We start from the raw sequence: 15,098 nt of genomic DNA, 5'->3' as shown, positions 1-15,098 counted from the left end.
ACAGATGGGTGGCGAGGCGCTTCGAAGGGGCGGCGAGGGGCGGGGAGGGCGGCCTCGTGAGCGGGGCCGGCGGATCGCCGGGCGAGGTCGAGGTGATCGGGAAGCCCGTCGATGGCCCGACGGTGCCACTCGCGTCAGGCATCATGCCGCTGCGGAACATGACGGACCGGGACGTGCGAGACCCGTTCCCCCCGGTCCGGTCCCTTGATCCCGACCTGCCCGGCGTGCCGGATGGACGGGCGCCGCGCGCCGGGTGGAAGCGGCCCCGGGTCGAGTTCGACGGTTTGGAATGGCTCGGGCCGGAGCCCGCGCCGCAGCCCGGCGAGCCGGCGCTGACCCGGGAATGACCGGGCGTCGGGCCGCGAGGCCATGCCGTCGGCGGGTGTCGGGAATCGGACGCCACGAACTTACCCATTTATCCGCTTTTCAACCGATCTGCGCGGTTCGTCTCTGTCGCGTCCCGTCCGTACACGTTCCCACCCGTGTGCCGGGACGATCCGCGGGACGGTGTTGTCCCGCCTACCGCGGCGCCGTGCCGCCACCTAAAACTACATATGGACGTCATTACTCTACGCAGAGTGAGGATGATGGCGGACGGCGCGCGTCTTGGTGCGGGCGCCCGTTGACCACCCTGGACACCCGTCCCTAGACTTGGGGACGTGCACGAGGGTCCGTGGGTCTCAGACCGAGCGGATCCACTCGAGCGTCGTTATCGTTCCTGACAGTTTCTTCGTTTTTGGCGTTGTTTCTGTCCCTCGGTCCCGGCGGTTCGATCCGGCCCTCGCGCGGACGACCACCCCTAGCCGGAGCCGACCCCTTGACGAGCACCACCGACGTACGACCCGTGGAGACCGTGACCATCTCGCCCAGCCCGACCACACCACAGGTAGCGGTCAACGACATCGGCTCGGCCGAAGACTTCCTAGCGGCCGTCGACAAGACGATCAAGTTCTTCAACGATGGCGACATCGTTGACGGCGTCATCGTCAAGGTCGACCGCGACGAGGTGCTGCTCGACATCGGCTACAAGACCGAGGGTGTGATCCCGTCCCGGGAACTGTCGATCAAGCACGACGTCGACCCGCACGAGGTCGTCAGTGTCGGCGACCACGTCGAGGCCCTTGTCCTCCAGAAGGAGGACAAGGAAGGCCGCCTGATCCTGTCCAAGAAGCGTGCGCAGTACGAGCGCGCCTGGGGCACGATCGAGAAGCTCAAGGACGAGGACGGCGTCGTCACCGGCACCGTGATCGAGGTCGTCAAGGGTGGTCTCATCCTCGACATCGGCCTGCGCGGCTTCCTGCCGGCTTCGCTCGTGGAGATGCGCCGGGTCCGCGATCTGCAGCCCTACGTAGGCCGCGAGCTTGAAGCCAAGATCATCGAGCTGGACAAGAACCGCAACAACGTCGTGCTCTCGCGGCGGGCCTGGCTCGAGCAGACCCAGAGCGAAGTCCGTTCCGAGTTCCTCGCCCAGCTGGCCAAGGGCCAGATCCGCAAGGGCGTGGTCAGCTCCATCGTCAACTTCGGTGCCTTCGTGGACCTCGGCGGTGTGGACGGCCTCGTGCACGTCTCCGAGCTGTCCTGGAAGCACATCGACCACCCGTCCGAGGTGGTCGAGGTCGGCCAGGAGGTCACCGTCGAGGTCCTCGACGTCGACCTGGACCGCGAGCGGGTCTCGCTGTCGCTGAAGGCGACGCAGGAAGACCCGTGGCGTCAGTTCGCCCGGACCCACGCGATCGGTCAGGTCGTCCCGGGCCGGGTCACGAAGCTGGTGCCGTTCGGTGCGTTCGTCCGGGTGGACGAGGGCATCGAGGGTCTGGTCCACATCTCCGAGCTGGCCGAGCGGCACGTGGAGATCCCCGAGCAGGTCGTGAACGTCGGCGACGAGATCCTGGTGAAGGTCATCGACATCGACCTCGACCGCCGCCGCATCAGCCTGTCGCTCAAGCAGGCGAACGAGGCGGGAGGGCTGGCTGCCGACGGCGAGGCGTTCGACCCGAGCCAGTACGGCATGGAAGCCAAGTACGACGAGCAGGGTAACTACGTCTACCCCGAAGGCTTCGACCCCGAGACCGGGGAATGGCTCGAAGGTTACGAGGAGCAGCAGGCGGAATGGGAGCGGCAATACGCCGAGGCCCAGGCCCGCTTCGAGGCGCACCAGGCCCAGATCCGGGCCGCGCAGGAGGCCGACGCCGCCGCGGCGGCTCCTTCCTCCTACACCTCCCAGTCCGAGCAGCCTTCCTCGGCGATCGACGAAGAGGCGCTGCGTCGGCTGCGTGAGCAGTTCGGTCGGGAGTAGCCGACTCCCGTCACCGACGGTCGGGGCCCGGGGATCTTCTCCCCGGGCCCCGACCGATTTCCGATCCTTTCTCCTGCCCGTCCCAGACCCGGCGGGAGCCCAGTCCCGGGTAGAAGCTCAGCCCGGGCAGAGGGAGGTCCTCGGCCGGATCAGGACGAGGAGCGCGCCACGGCCGGGTCGACGTGATCCGGCCTGAGCAGGATCGGAACGTCCCCGCGGATCTCGTAGCGATGGCCGAGACGCGGGTTGACCAGCCAGCCGTCGACGAGCTCCAGCGGTCCCTTGTCGACCGGGCAGGCGAGGATCTTCAACAGTTCGGGTTCGATGGTCATCTCTGACGTTCCTGTTCGTCGTCTCGGGGGGCCGTCGCGGGACCCATGAGTATCCGTTCCGGATCCCCTGAGCATCGCAGACACCTCGGTCGGCCCTGACCGGCCCCGGCCGGGGGCGCCAGCCATCCCGGTGCCGGGCCCCGGTCGCGAGGCACCGGTTCGCGTCGCTGACGGGTTATGCAACCAACTCGATGACATAAAAACTTCTGGGGGATAGCGTCGAAGTCGCTCGGCGGCCGGAGACCGGTCGCGAAGTCCCAGCTCGCCCTCATCGAGAGTCAGGTGTCCATGACTGTCCATGACTTCACCGTCGATGCCGCGGACGGAACCTCCCGCTCGCTCGGCGACTACGCCGGCCAGACGTTGCTGATTGTCAACGTTGCCAGCAAATGCGGTCTGACGCCGCAGTACGAGGGGCTGGAGTCCCTGTACCGGGATCTGCACGGCCGCGGCCTGGAGATCCTCGGCTTCCCGTGCAACTAGTTCGGCGGACAGGAGCCGGGTACCGACGCCGAGATCCAGGAGTTCTGCACCACGAAGTTCGATGTCACCTTCCCGGTCCTGAGCAAGATCGATGTGAACGGGCCCGACGCGGCCTCGCTATACACCCACCTGCGTTCCGAGGCGCCCGGTGACTTCGGGCCCGATGCCGGTTTCCTCTACGAGCACATCAAGAAGACCCGGCCGGAAGCGATCGGCACCGACGAGATCAAGTGGAACTTCACCAAGTTCCTTGTCGACCCGGACGGAAAAGTGGTCCGCCGGTACGAGCCGACCGTCACCCTCGAGGAGATCCGCAAGGATCTTGAGGCCACCCTGGCCTGATGGTTCTCCCGTGCCCGGCCTGCCGCTGTCGCCGGCCGGGCACGCCGAAGCGGGCGGTGCCCGCCGGCTTCGCAGCAGGAGTAGGCGAGCGCGGTCAGCGGACGCCGAACAGCGCCAGATAGCGTTCCGCCGCGTTCGGGTTCAGTACCGGTCTGTACAGCGAGGATTCCACGTTCCCCTCCTCGGCGTTGTTGAAGTACGCCTCGTAGGCCAGGGCGTCGGCGTTCGCGGTGAAGGTCTCGTACATCTTCTGGATGTAGTAGGGGTTGTCGCCACCGCCGCCGGTCGTGCGTACCAGACCCCACTCCGGAACGGCGAACTTCTTGCCGTGGGCGCGGGCGAAGGCGATCACCGTGCACAGACCGGATCGCAGATGACACTGCCGGTCCCAGATCGTCTTACTGACGGAGGCGGGATAGGAGTCGTAGGAGTCGATGCTGACCACGTCGATGTAGTCGTCACCGGGATAGGCGTCCCAGACGTCCTGACCGCTTACCGGCAGGTGATCCCGGTGTGCGGTTATATTCCAGTCGATCCGCACGTGCGGCGCGGTCGACCGGATCGCCAGGACCGTGCGGCGGTAGCAGGTCTTCCAGGTCTCGACGTCGCGTGGATACCACCAGAACCAGTCGCCGTTGAACTCCCAGCCGAGCCGGACGAAGGCGTCGCCGCGGCCGAACGTCGTCAGCGTGGTGCCGAACTGCCGCCAGTAGTTGTCGTAGGCGCCGGTCACGCAGGTGGCCTCGTCGCCGTCCTTGGGGAACATCGGCTGGGCGACCGACAGGCCGCCGGGGAACTTGTCCCGGGTGAAGGCCTGCGTCGGCCAGCCGGCCGAGACCAGGTTGGTCCAGTCCTGCCGATCCGTGAAGACGACGGCCAGGTCCACCTTGCGGCCGGTGAAGACCGACCAGAGATTGACGTCCGCGGGGAAGTTGCCATTGGCGCCGGAGACCCAGTGCACACCGCCGGGCTGGGGCTGGGGCGGCTTGGGTTTGTCCGAGCAGGAGCTGAGCCCGCCGGCGACCAGGCCGATGATCAGCAGGAGGAGCAGCGGCAGCGGGAGTGACCGCGGGTGGGCGGCGCGGACGGTGTGGCGGCCGGCAGACCCCCACCCTCGCGGTGCCAGGCGCGGTCTCATACGGCGGAGGGTCCGTGCGCGGCGGAGGGTCGCTGCGTACCCGAAGCCGTGGCCGTGGCCGTGGCGCCGAGCAGCGGCGTCTCCACCGGGCCGGGCCGCCGGGCCCGTAGCCATGCTTGCACGGCCTCGGCCTCGGCCGCCCAGTCGTGACCGGGAACGAGCGCCTCACCCACCTCCATGTGCGTGGCCATGGAGGGCTCCGGCACCAGCATCGTGCGGCGCAGCCGTTCGGGCCGCGCCAGGGCGACGGCGTTGAGTGTCGTGCGCAGCCCGCTCAGCACCACCCGACGAGCGACCCGCACGGCGGGGGGCTGCGGGGAGAACGCAGGCGGTTCCCCGCCCAGCTCGGCCAGCCGGAAGGGCTGGAAACCCTGCAGGGTAAGACAGGTCGCGCGGTCGAAGGCGCCGCCGACGAACGGGATCGAGCGCAGCAGCAGTTCGTCCTCGAGCAGGGTGCCGACCCGCAGGCCGAACGTGCTGGTCGTGGCGGCGGCCCTGGCCCAGGTCACGCCGTCGAGCACCGGCGCGTGGGAGTGGCTGCCGCCGTCCCGGCGGACCATTGGCCGGCGGCGGGTGGTGGTCGAGGAGAATCGCAGCGTGCTGTAAAGGGTGAAATAGTCGACCGCGGGGAGCGCGGTCGCTGCCGCGACGAGACTGGAAAGCGATTTTTCCGTGTACAAATAGTCATCTTCGGCGAGCCAGACCAGATCGTCCGGCGACCAGCGCCGGACCCGCGGCATCCGCAGCACGTACCGGTAGGATGCGCGATTGCTGCCGCACTGCACCGACTGCACCTCGCCGGCGGACGTCATCACGGCAAGACGCTCCGCCGGCATCGGGCCGTCATTGACGAAGACGATCCGTACCGGGATGTCGACGTTCTCGACGGCCCGGAGGAGAGAGGCCAACGCAAGCATCTTGCTGTAGAAGGCCGGCCGGTTCTTCGTGTTTTCCGAACCGACCGACCGATAAAGAATACGCAGAATCATCGCAACCCCCCTACCGGCCCTGGCCCGGCAGCACTCATCGCGGTAGCCTCGCCGCCTCGGACGCCGCCTCGGACGCCGCCTCGGACGCCGCCTCGACGCGGTCGGCCGAACATATTGCGCACAGCCCGTACGTTACCGTGAAACATCATCATTGCCGGTCCCGGTCGGGCGCTCCGGAACTCGGCCCTGTACGTCCGGTCCGGCCGGCTCACCGGAAAGGGCGATCGCCGTGTCCCGTTCCACCTCCCGCGCGGCCCGGCGGACGAGGATGAACCAGCTGGGGACGGTCACCCAGAAGGCAAGTATGTAACCGCAGACCGCGCCGGTGCCGCCGCCGATCTCCAGACCGACGATCGGATAGACGACAAGCTGGGGGGCGAGCACCGCATTCGCGCGGAAGGTGAGCTTGGCCTTGCCGAGCGCGTAGAGCATGCAGGCCGGTCCGACCGTCGCCGCGGAGCCCGCCTGCTGCACGATGGACAGCGCCAGCAGGTCGTGGGTCTGCTCCCAGGTCTCGCCGAGCAGCGAGTGCCCGATGCTCGTCGGCAGGACGAGAAAGAGCGTCCCCCAGGCGGCGCCGGCCGCGACGATCACCGCGGACAGGGCGTAGGCGGCGCGGACCCGGGCCGCGGCCGAGAGGTCCTTGCGGCGGGAGAACTCGGGGATGGCCCAGCTCACGATCCCGACCGCGAGAATGGTCGTCGGTCCGAGCAGGGTCTGCACCCCGCGCAGCGCGCCGACCAGGTCGATCGCGCCCAGCGTACCGAGCAGCAGGGTGGATGCCTGCTGGGCGCCCTGGACGGTGAGGTACTCGGCGCTCATGTACCCGTTGACGTCGCGGTGTTCGGCGATCCACTCGCGCACGAGGCTCGGCGCCGGCTTGAAGCCGGCCTGCGTGACGCCCAGCATGGCGGCGACCGCGGCGGCGCCACCCCAGGCCAGCAGCATCGCCCACGAGGTGGAGACGTCGCGGACGATCAGCGCGTAGATGGCGGCGAACTGGACGATCGCCCAGATCCCGTCGTTGGCGGCGGCGGCGGCCGGGCGACCCTCGGCGAAGAAGACCTGCCGCCAGGCGTCCTGGAGCAGCAGCGTGGGAAAGACCAGTCCCATCGCCACCAGCGAGGCGCCGACCGAGCCGCCCATCGCCGCACCGACGGCGAGCGTCACGACCCCGGAGACCAGCCCGATTACGAGGGCAGTGCCGGTCCCCGCCGCACCGGCCACCCGAAATACCCGTGGCGGCACGTCGGAGAACTTCATCCCCAGCGGAGCGGTGCCGGCGGCCTTCGAGAACCCGATCATCAAGGAGAAGATCGCGAAGGCGACGGCGAAGGCCCCGAACTCGGATTTGCTGACGCTGCGGGCGATGACGAAGGACATCGCGGCGTTCGTCCCGCTGGAGAGCACCTGGTCGACGAGTGTCCAGATGGCCCGCGAGCGGCTGGAACCCCGGGTCGGTCGCTCGTCACGGTGGTGACCACCGGCCGGGCCGTCGTCGTCCAGGATGGTCAGCCCGTAGTCAACCGGTTCCCCGCCATCCGGGACTGCCGGTGCCTCGCGCCCCCGGTGGATCTCGCCGCAGCGGATCGGGGGAGTGAGCCATTCGCCGGTCGCGGGACCCCACAGGGGGAGCAGCCCCTCGGGGGTCGGCCCGTCCACTGCCGTCCCGAAGGCTTCCACGGCCGGGACCCGGCGGCCGCGCAGGCCGCGGATGACCTGGGTCCGCTCCCGGTCGGACTGTTCCGGTCGCGGCGGCAGGGCGGCGGTGACCTCCGGCGCGGGTCTCGTCCGGGGGCGTGGCGACTCGTGGTGCTGGGCCGTGGCCGGCGCGGATGTCTCCGGGCCGGTCACCGCAGCCCACCCGACCCTCCGCCGGGTGGTACTCGGACGGCGGAGGGATCGCGGAGAATCTCGATGATCGTCTGTTGTTGGGGGTTGGTGGCCAGACTCATTGATCCATCGCCGTCCGTCCTCTCCGTGCCGCATCGGTCCGACCCCGGCTCCCCGCGCCGGCCGCCGGACGGTCGAGCGATGCCGCCGCTTCCGCGCAGGGCGACGATCGAGCCCACCGCGTCGCTTCTGACCAGGGTGTCAGCCGGCCAGGGTGCTAGCAGGATGGTAGCTCTATGGGATCGGGACACTCGGCTAGGGCCGCTCGGGTGGATCTGGTCCGACCGGACCCGGCAACGGTGGTTGACCGGACCGGATCGCGGGTGCATGAAACGGGCAATGAGATCGCGATTCTCCGGCATGTGCCTGCCCCGTAGACGGTTCGCTCGCCTACGTCCGCGATCTTCCGCAGCCAGGCTGATGGTCCGCAAGTTTAGCAGTCGGGCCTCGGTCTGATCCCCTTGTTACGTCGGTCACCCCGGCAGGGCGGTACCCGGTGGCGGATCCAGTGAGGTGTGGGTGCGCCATCCGATCCGCTTCCGGGACACCGGCTGCCGGCCGGGTCAGGGCATCCTTGATGTCGGTGGCTGCGCTCGCAGACGCCTGGACAAGGCAGGAGCGGGGCATGGGCCGCATCATCATTGAGGTTAGGTTCGGCAATGAGACTGGGTTCGACACCATGGTGAGAGCCCCCCGATGGAGCTGACGGACCGCGGCATCGGCACCCCTGAGGCGGGCAGGGTGGCGTCCGCACCGCTGCACGATCCAGTGCGGATGTACCTCGGTCAGATCGGCAGGGCCCGGTTGCTCACCGCCGAGGGGGAGATCGACCTCGCCAAGCGGATCGAGGCCGGCCTGTTCGCCGCTCAGAAGCTGGCGTCCCCCTCGGTCGTGACGTCGCCGCAGCTCTGCCGCGAGCTGGAGGCGGTCGAGCGGGACGGTCGGCTCGCCAACCAGATGCTGCTCGAAGCCAACCTGCGGCTCGTCGTCTCGATCGCCAAACGCTACGTGGGGCGGGGCATGCTCTTCCTGGACATCATTCAGGAGGGCAATCTCGGTCTCATCCGGGCGGTCGAGAAGTTCGACTACACGAAGGGCTACAAGTTCTCCACCTATGCCACGTGGTGGGTGCGTCAGGCGATCACCCGTGCCCTCGCCGATCAGGCGCGGACGATTCGCCTCCCGGTGCACGTGGTCGAGCGGGTCAACCAGATGGTCCGCATGCGCAGGCAGCTGCTCACCGAGCTCGGCCGCGAGCCGACCGTGGAGGAGATCGCCGTCGCCATGGACCTCTCCGTGGACAGGATCGAGGAACTCGTCGGAATCGCCCGTGAGCCGATATCGCTGGAGGCTTCGATCGGGGAGGAGTCCGACGGGCAGTTCGGCGATCTCATCGAGGACACCGGAGCGGTCGAGCCCGTCGAGGCAGCCGTCGCCAGCGTCCTCGGGGAGCAGATTCGCTCTGTGTTGACGGCGCTGACCGACCGGGAGAGGAAGGTCATCCAGCTGCGGTTCGGCCTGGTCGACGGTCGTTGCCGAACCCTGGAGGAGGTCGGCCGTGAGTTCGGGGTGACCCGGGAGCGGATCCGGCAGATCGAGTCGAAGACCCTGGCGAAGTTGCGTCATCCCTCGCGTTCACAGGCGCTGCGCGACTACCTGGAATAGTCCGTCTGGAACAGCCCGTCGCCCGTCTCGTCGATGGCGAGCAGGTCCTGCAGCTCGGTGACGACCTGCTGGAGCTGGCCGGCGAACGCGTACATCCCGTCCGCGACTGCGCGCGGCGTACTCAGGTAGAGGTTGAACCGGTCCGGCAGCAGCACGTAGGCGATGCCGATGCACTGGCTGCTGGTAGACCCGAAGCCGAAGAACTCGACGTTGGTGGACGGCGCGGAGCTGGTGCTCAGGTAGTCGTCGCGCGCCTTGAGGCAACCCGGGGTCTCGTAGAGCGCGATCGGTTCGGTCACCCCCAGCCGCGCGCCTTGGCGGCGGGCGATGAACTGCAGCTCCCACAGGTGCTGCTCGGGGGCCCGCCCGGCCTGGCAGTCCTTCGCGCGCCGCACGTGCGCGTCGGCGGCGGCGCGGAACGCGGTCCGGCGGGTGGCGGTGTCGGTGCCCGGGTCGTTGAGCATCGTCACGAACCGCTGGATCTCCGGGGTGACGACCCGCATCGCCTCCGTGCGGCCGCGCCGCCAGTGCCGGGTGGCGATCGATTCGTAGGTGGCGCCGATGTGCCCCTTGGCCCGGCTGTGCGCCAGCTGGTAGGCGAGCTGCACGAACGCGTCCGGCGACGTCTTCAGTGCCTTGGCCCGGTTCTGCCCGAAGTCGGTGAAGGACAGCACCGTTGAGGCGGTCGCCGCGGCGAACTCCGCGAACGACGCGCCGGCGGCGGCTACGTCCGCCCGCAGGCTGGCGTCGAGGACGAACTCGACGGGCTCGATGACGGGTAGCCCCTGGGGCCGGGCGCCAGAGCTCGCCGAATGCTCCGCGGGCGAGGTACCCAGCAGGTCGTCGACGAAGCTGAGGATCGTCGTCCCGTCCAGCCCACAGTGCTCGACGTTGATGCCCGCCCAGCCGTCGGCGAAAACGATCAGTGACACCGCCTTGTCGAACCACCGGTTGGCGCTGTCGCCGTGGAGCAGGTGGTCACACGCGGCCAGGTTGTCCTCGGGGGTGAGGTCTTCCAGGCACAGGGCGAACAGCGCGGTCTCGATCGTGTCGAGCGCGGCCGCGTTGGCGGGGTCCAGAGTGAGCAGCGCCTGGCGGCTCGCGGCCCAGTCGGCCCGGGCCTTGGTGGTGAGCTGGCCGACGGCGGCGTCCGCCGGAACCCGCGACGCGGCGGCCTTCACCACGGCGCGCAGGCCCGCCGCGAGGTCGTCCAGGGTGTACGGGTGACCGTCCGGCCCGACGACGTCCAGCCGGACGATGTTTCCCCGGTGGAAAACGACGATGTGGCGGGCCTGGGACGGCCCGGGCCACCGCTCGCTGTACGGGGTGCGCACGGTGTCCTGGGCCGCTCCCGGGATCCGGGTCGTGGAGAACAGGAACGTGTTCTGCGCCATCGACAGCGTCTGGCCGCGCTGGACGACCGGCTCGACCCGCTCGTCGTCGAGGCGCAGCTTGTAGTCGACGGCTGCCGCCACGAGCCCGGCGGCCTGCTCCACCTGCGGCTGCTCGGCGGACAGACCCTCGGCGTCCTTGAACAGGAAGATGTAGTTCGCGTTGAGCGCGATGCGGTCGCGCCGGCCGAGGTAGCGGGAGTCCCAGAAGCCGTCCAGCCAGCTGTGTACGCCCTCGGTGGCTTCGTAGCGCTCCAGCGCCGCATGCAGGGTGGGGCCGGGGCCGCCCGGTGCCTGGAAGGCCGCGACGGCCGCCTCGGTCGTCGCCCGCTCGGCCGGGGTCAGCAGCGGCGCGGACCAGGCAAGGAAACGCTCGCAGCTCTCCGCCAGCGTGGGCAACGGCACCCGGGGCAGCAGATCGTCGTTCGCGAAGGTTCCGGTGGACCGCTGGGAGCTACTGATCGCATTCATGCTGGGCCTCGGGTTGTCTCGGGGAACTCGTCTCGGGGACACGGCCATGGTGAACGCCACGGGCTGCGTTGGGTCCATGGTCGCCGAGCTTCCATGGGTGGCGGGCGTTCCATCGGACATTCGGCTCGTACGGTTCATCCGACTCGCATGATGGCCGGGTCGCCCTCGACCTACCAGCCGTACGGGGGGCACCGCCGGCACCGGTCGCCCGTTATCCCGGCGGAACCGGCCGGGTGGGTGTCGCCGCCGGTCGCCGGCCGGAGGCGGGGTGAGTGGTCGAGGGACTGGTCACCCCGCGCGGCCGGGAGATGTGCAGTTGGGCGTACAGCCAGCCCTCGGCCTCCAGCCCCCGTGGATCGACGCCGACGGTGGACAGCGTGTCGAGCACGAGCGACTGCTCCTCGGCGGAGGCGAAGCGCCGCTGCCGGAAGACGCGGTCGACGTGCACGGTCTCATACCCGAGCCTCGTGAGCGTCGCCTCGACCGGTTCGAACGGGAACATCCGCAGCACGAAGTGGGCCATCCACGGCCTGCGCTCACCGGCCGCGCGGGCCACCCGGGCGATGGTTCGCTCGGTGACGTACCCGAGGCAGCCCGTCGAGACGACGATGTCCGTTCCGGCGAGCCGCTTCCGTTCGGCGTCGGTCGGGTCACGGTCCTCCAGGTTGGCGTGCACGGCGGCATCGAGGAACCCGGCCGCGAGCGCGTAGGAGAGGGCCGGCCCCGAGCTGTCCAGGCCGAGGAACTGGCTCGCCTCCAGCCCGTCGCGGGACCGGACGAGCTCGCGGTCACGGGCGAGCAGCAGGTCCCGGGTCGGCCGCGTCCCGGGCGGTGCGTAGCCCTCGTGCAAGTCGTCCAACGTCACGTCACAGCGGAGCAGCGCGGCGTTGATCCCGTAGGAGCAGCCCACGTCCAGGACCGTCGGCGGTCGTCCCCGAACCATCCGGAATTCCCGGATGAGCTGGCTGAAGTACGGTTTGGCGAGCTGCGGGATACAGTAGTCGAGTTTCCGCAGGGTACTGAAGTAGGCGTGTGGGTCGGGCTGCGTGTAGATGTGGTCGAGCGAGATCTTCCCGCTGTCGTCGAACCGCGTCATCCCGGTGGAGTACGCGGCCTCGGAGGAATTCGTGGTTCCGTCGGAGTCGATGGTCTCGGCAGAATATCTGCTGTCGTCGGAATACACGCGTCTGGCGCTCCTTGTGACGGGCGGTCGGGGCAGATGGGCCGGTGCTGACGCAGCTTGCCGACCGCATTCTGGTCCAGCTAGTCCAGCAGTTGGTCGACGCGGACCGCGCTCTTCTCCGCAGCCAGGTGCCGCGGGAGGACCCGGCCGAAGAGCTGCTTCGTGCGTGCGACACTGCCGACGACCTCGGGGTGCCCGGTGTAGGCGAAGATTGCGGAATGCCGGGCCGTGTCGCCCTCGACCGGGCTCACCCGGTGCATCGAATAGCGGCCCAGGAAAAGCTGGAGATCACCAGGCCGGACGGTGAGACGCCGGACCAGATGGCCGCCCTCGCCCGCCAGCACGGCCCGCACGCCGGCGAAGTTCTCCGCCTGCGCGGACCTGATGTTCGGGCAGTACTCGAAGTCGCCCCCGGCCCGCGGCGCCTGCGTGAGCAGGCTCACCGCGAATTCGTTCGTGTCGAAGTGCCAGGGGTGCTCCAGCCCGGGGGCGATGACGTTGAGGCACAGCCCGGCCAGCGGGTCGGCGAGTTCGTGGACTCTCGGCAGGTCGAAGCAGCCGGCGATGAAATGCTGGAAGAGCTCGCTGGTGTAGAGCCGGTGGACGGCGAATTCGGTGGGAATCTGGTCGCGGGCGACGAAGGCATTCCCTCGCCGCATCGTGAACCGGCCCGGATGATCGGCCGGCAACGACGAGTCGACCGCGATGTTGTAGGCGTTGACCGTCTCGACCTCGTCATACGCGAGCGGAGCGACGGTGGCGCACTCCTGTGCGAACGCGGTGGGCCGGACGAATCCCGGGAGGACACAGCACCCGCGAGTGCGCAGTTCTTCCCGGGCCCACGAGACGATGTCCCGCCAGGCGCGGCTCGAAGGTTCGGTGAGAGGATAACGAACCGTATCGATCAGCTCGCTGATGGACCAGGTTTCCGTCGCAACCATGTGACTCCTCTCCGCCGCTAGGCGGCGGCATCGGGCCGCCGATGGGAACCGTCCACGACCTCGATGTGATGTGTCACATGGTCACCCGATGCTCGGGATGGCGAAAGTCAGTGTGAGATGTCGCACGACTGCGCTCGCATGGGACGCGAATCCAGCTCACATCGCGGCGATGAGAAGCCATGGCCCGGTGCCGTCCCCCGGGGCGCCACGCCAGGCGCTGCTCTCCCCGGGAGACGACACCGCCGACGGCTCGCACCGTGCCGCGGTCCGCGCTCCTGACCGCCGTGTTACAGGACGCCGCGGCGCCACGGTCCGGTGATGGCCGCGGTGAAACCGCTGCCCACCTCGGAGGCGCCGAAGACGTTCGCGAACAGTGTCTGGCCGTCCGGGCTGAAGCAGGCGCCGGCCCATTCGGAGTCGCTGAAGCAGTTCACCGCGAACTCGAAGGCCTTCCCGTCCTGGGTGAGGCCGATCAGCCGGTTGACGTCGGTGATGCCAGGGGCGAGGGGGTGGGTGTCGCCGTCTTTACCGCCGGCGTCGTCCTCGCACAGCAACAGGCTGCCCTGTGGAGTTATCGTGATGTTGTCGGGTGAGTCGAGGACGGACCCGCCGGGTGATTCGAACACCAGGCGCAGCCGGCCGGCGTCGGTGTGACTCCCGCTGGTGCGGCGGCCCCGTCCTGCGGCGGGCTGGTACTGCCAGATCTGGCCGTAGCCTTCCGCGAAACCGTCGGAGTTGACGTCGCCGTTCTTGACGTCCCCGCCGCTGGTGGAGGCGAAGAAGATCGAATAATCTGCTGCCCAGATGCCTTCCAGCCGGTTGAACTTCGCCGCGCCGCCGGCCCAGCCCTGCGCGAACACACTGGTCGGGTTCGGTTTCTCGGCCTCGACGATCGGGTCCGGGTCGGGGTTGTCGATGTCGACCCACTCTACCGGCAGCCACACCCCGCGCCGCTGCCCTTCCCGCAGGTCGACCTGCGGCCTGCCCGTGACCGCCAGAATCTGCAGCAGCCCGCCCTTCTCCAACTTGTCCGGGTCTTTGGGGATGAACCGGTAGAATCCCGAGCCGCGGCCGGAGCCGGAGTCCTCGGTCAGGTACACCACACCGATGCGCTGGTCGACCGCGACCGCCTCGTGGGAGAAGCGGCCCAACGCGGTCAGCGGCACCGATGGGACGGTCGTGCCCGCGCCCGCCGGGACCAGGAAGACGTAGCCGTGCTTCTTGTCGAAGCCGTTCGCCGGGCCGACGACAGTCTCCTCGCAGGTGATCCAGCCCTTGTACCGGTAGGCCTGGCCGCCGGCGCAGTTGACCGTGGTCCCGTTCAGGCCGATGTAGTCGTTGACGATCGTGCGGGTCTTCGGGTCGAAGTCGAGAACCGTGACCCCGCCGAAGGCCTTCGGGTCGTACTTCGTACCGTCCGGGCCCTTGACCGAGCCCGACCCGGCCGGGGACCGGTCCTCGCTGTTACGGATCAGTCGCACCCGTCCTCCGGCCAGCCCGAACGCACCCATGCCGTCGAGGTTGACCGGGTTCGGGGTGTTCGGGTCACTCACCAGCGGCGTGCCGGTCTTGGCCAGCGCCACGTAGCTGAATCCGGCCGGCAGCGCGAGGTACTTGGTGCCGCCCGGCTCGTTGACGGGAGCCAGCGGGCTGAGCGGACCGTAGCCGCCGGTGTAGGGCCCGCCGGTGGGCGGGGGCGGCGCGGCCAGGGCCGCGTTCTCCAGGGCCGGTAGCAGAGCCGACGCCACTACCGCCCCGCCCACGGCCGTCGCACCCCTGCTCAGTAGTGCGCGCCTGTTGATCTGAACCACGTTCAGCCTCCCATACCGATCGTTCCGGACCAGCCGACAGGCTGGCAGCTGCCCACGCAGAGCACAGGAGACAACACGCAGCCAGAATGTTAAGGCTGAATGAAATACGAGGTTGCGGTATCTGGTCGGCATGTCCCGGCAACCCACAGTGCCGGCAACCCAT

The 15,098-nt window shown here is 68.9% G+C and carries 10 protein-coding genes and 2 pseudogenes; 4 read left to right on the top strand and 8 right to left on the bottom strand.

The annotated features are described in order from the left end of the window. Together ACY5KJ_RS09055 and rpsA are read left to right on the top strand one after the other, a co-directional pair. A pseudogene (locus tag ACY5KJ_RS09055) lies at window positions 1-347 on the top strand (acyltransferase); the annotation flags it as partial. A gap of 470 nt (window positions 348-817) precedes the next feature. Further along, window positions 818-2,296 (top strand): 30S ribosomal protein S1, encoded by a 1,479-nt coding sequence (gene rpsA, locus ACY5KJ_RS09050; RefSeq protein ID WP_462185830.1) that lies wholly within the window; start codon window positions 818-820, stop codon window positions 2,294-2,296. 149 nt (window positions 2,297-2,445) lie between these two features. Here the strand turns inward: rpsA and ACY5KJ_RS09045 are convergent, their stop codons facing one another. After that, window positions 2,446-2,628, bottom strand: a complete 183-nt coding sequence (locus ACY5KJ_RS09045) for a Trm112 family protein (protein ID WP_462185829.1) — start codon at window positions 2,626-2,628, stop codon at window positions 2,446-2,448. 288 nt (window positions 2,629-2,916) lie between these two features. On the opposite strand from ACY5KJ_RS09045, the pseudogene ACY5KJ_RS09040 reads away from it, so the two are divergent. Continuing rightward, window positions 2,917-3,453: pseudogene (locus ACY5KJ_RS09040) on the top strand (glutathione peroxidase). A gap of 94 nt (window positions 3,454-3,547) precedes the next feature. Here the strand turns inward: ACY5KJ_RS09040 and ACY5KJ_RS09035 are convergent. The 3 genes from ACY5KJ_RS09035 to ACY5KJ_RS09025 all read right to left on the bottom strand — a co-directional run bounded on the left by ACY5KJ_RS09035 (window position 3,548) and on the right by ACY5KJ_RS09025 (window position 7,434). Continuing rightward, on the bottom strand, window positions 3,548-4,591 hold the full coding sequence (locus ACY5KJ_RS09035; RefSeq protein ID WP_462185828.1) for a glycoside hydrolase family 26 protein: 1,044 nt from the start codon (window positions 4,589-4,591) through the stop codon (window positions 3,548-3,550). Beyond that, a complete protein-coding gene (locus tag ACY5KJ_RS09030) occupies window positions 4,588-5,580 on the bottom strand; it encodes a hypothetical protein (RefSeq protein ID WP_462185827.1) in 993 nt (330 codons plus the stop codon). The genes ACY5KJ_RS09035 and ACY5KJ_RS09030 overlap by 4 nt, the downstream gene beginning before the upstream one ends. A gap of 132 nt (window positions 5,581-5,712) precedes the next feature. Next, complete coding sequence (locus ACY5KJ_RS09025) at window positions 5,713-7,434, bottom strand: hypothetical protein (RefSeq protein WP_462203170.1); 1,722 nt, start codon at window positions 7,432-7,434, stop codon at window positions 5,713-5,715. 735 nt (window positions 7,435-8,169) lie between these two features. Here ACY5KJ_RS09025 and rpoD point away from each other — a divergent pair. After that, window positions 8,170-9,138, top strand: coding sequence for an RNA polymerase sigma factor RpoD (gene rpoD / locus ACY5KJ_RS09020; protein ID WP_462185825.1), 969 nt, complete (start codon window positions 8,170-8,172; stop codon window positions 9,136-9,138). On the opposite strand, the gene ACY5KJ_RS09015 is transcribed toward rpoD, so the two are convergent. The 4 genes from ACY5KJ_RS09015 to ACY5KJ_RS09000 all read right to left on the bottom strand — a co-directional run bounded on the left by ACY5KJ_RS09015 (window position 9,126) and on the right by ACY5KJ_RS09000 (window position 14,887). Next, window positions 9,126-11,000, bottom strand: a complete 1,875-nt coding sequence (locus tag ACY5KJ_RS09015; protein WP_462203169.1) for a choline/carnitine O-acyltransferase — start codon at window positions 10,998-11,000, stop codon at window positions 9,126-9,128. The genes rpoD and ACY5KJ_RS09015 overlap by 13 nt on opposite strands. A gap of 211 nt (window positions 11,001-11,211) precedes the next feature. After that, complete coding sequence (locus tag ACY5KJ_RS09010; protein ID WP_462185822.1) at window positions 11,212-12,183, bottom strand: class I SAM-dependent methyltransferase; 972 nt, start codon at window positions 12,181-12,183, stop codon at window positions 11,212-11,214. Window positions 12,184-12,263: 80 nt separating this feature from the next. Next, a complete protein-coding gene (locus ACY5KJ_RS09005) occupies window positions 12,264-13,124 on the bottom strand; it encodes a HalD/BesD family halogenase (RefSeq protein WP_462203168.1) in 861 nt (286 codons plus the stop codon). A 287-nt stretch (window positions 13,125-13,411) separates the two neighbouring features. After that, window positions 13,412-14,887, bottom strand: a complete 1,476-nt coding sequence (locus ACY5KJ_RS09000) for an alkaline phosphatase PhoX (RefSeq protein WP_462203167.1) — start codon at window positions 14,885-14,887, stop codon at window positions 13,412-13,414. Window positions 14,888-15,098: the final 211 nt, after the last annotated feature.

Source organism: Frankia sp. CcWB3 (assembly GCF_977927595.1).
The sequence above is the reverse complement of the archived record's forward strand: the minus strand, read 5'-3'. Positions and strand labels throughout refer to the sequence as shown.

Excerpts from the sequence above, each read along its gene's own strand:
- ACY5KJ_RS09045 (WP_462185829.1), bottom strand. The coding sequence starts at position 2,628 with ATGACCATCGAACCCGAACTGTTGAAGATCCTCGCCTGCCCGGTCGAC.
- ACY5KJ_RS09035 (WP_462185828.1), bottom strand. The coding sequence starts at position 4,591 with ATGAGACCGCGCCTGGCACCGCGAGGGTGGGGGTCTGCCGGCCGCCAC.
- ACY5KJ_RS09030 (WP_462185827.1), bottom strand. The coding sequence starts at position 5,580 with ATGATTCTGCGTATTCTTTATCGGTCGGTCGGTTCGGAAAACACGAAG.
- rpoD (WP_462185825.1), top strand. The coding sequence starts at position 8,170 with ATGGAGCTGACGGACCGCGGCATCGGCACCCCTGAGGCGGGCAGGGTG.
- ACY5KJ_RS09015 (WP_462203169.1), bottom strand. The coding sequence starts at position 11,000 with ATGAATGCGATCAGTAGCTCCCAGCGGTCCACCGGAACCTTCGCGAAC.
- ACY5KJ_RS09005 (WP_462203168.1), bottom strand. The coding sequence starts at position 13,124 with ATGGTTGCGACGGAAACCTGGTCCATCAGCGAGCTGATCGATACGGTT.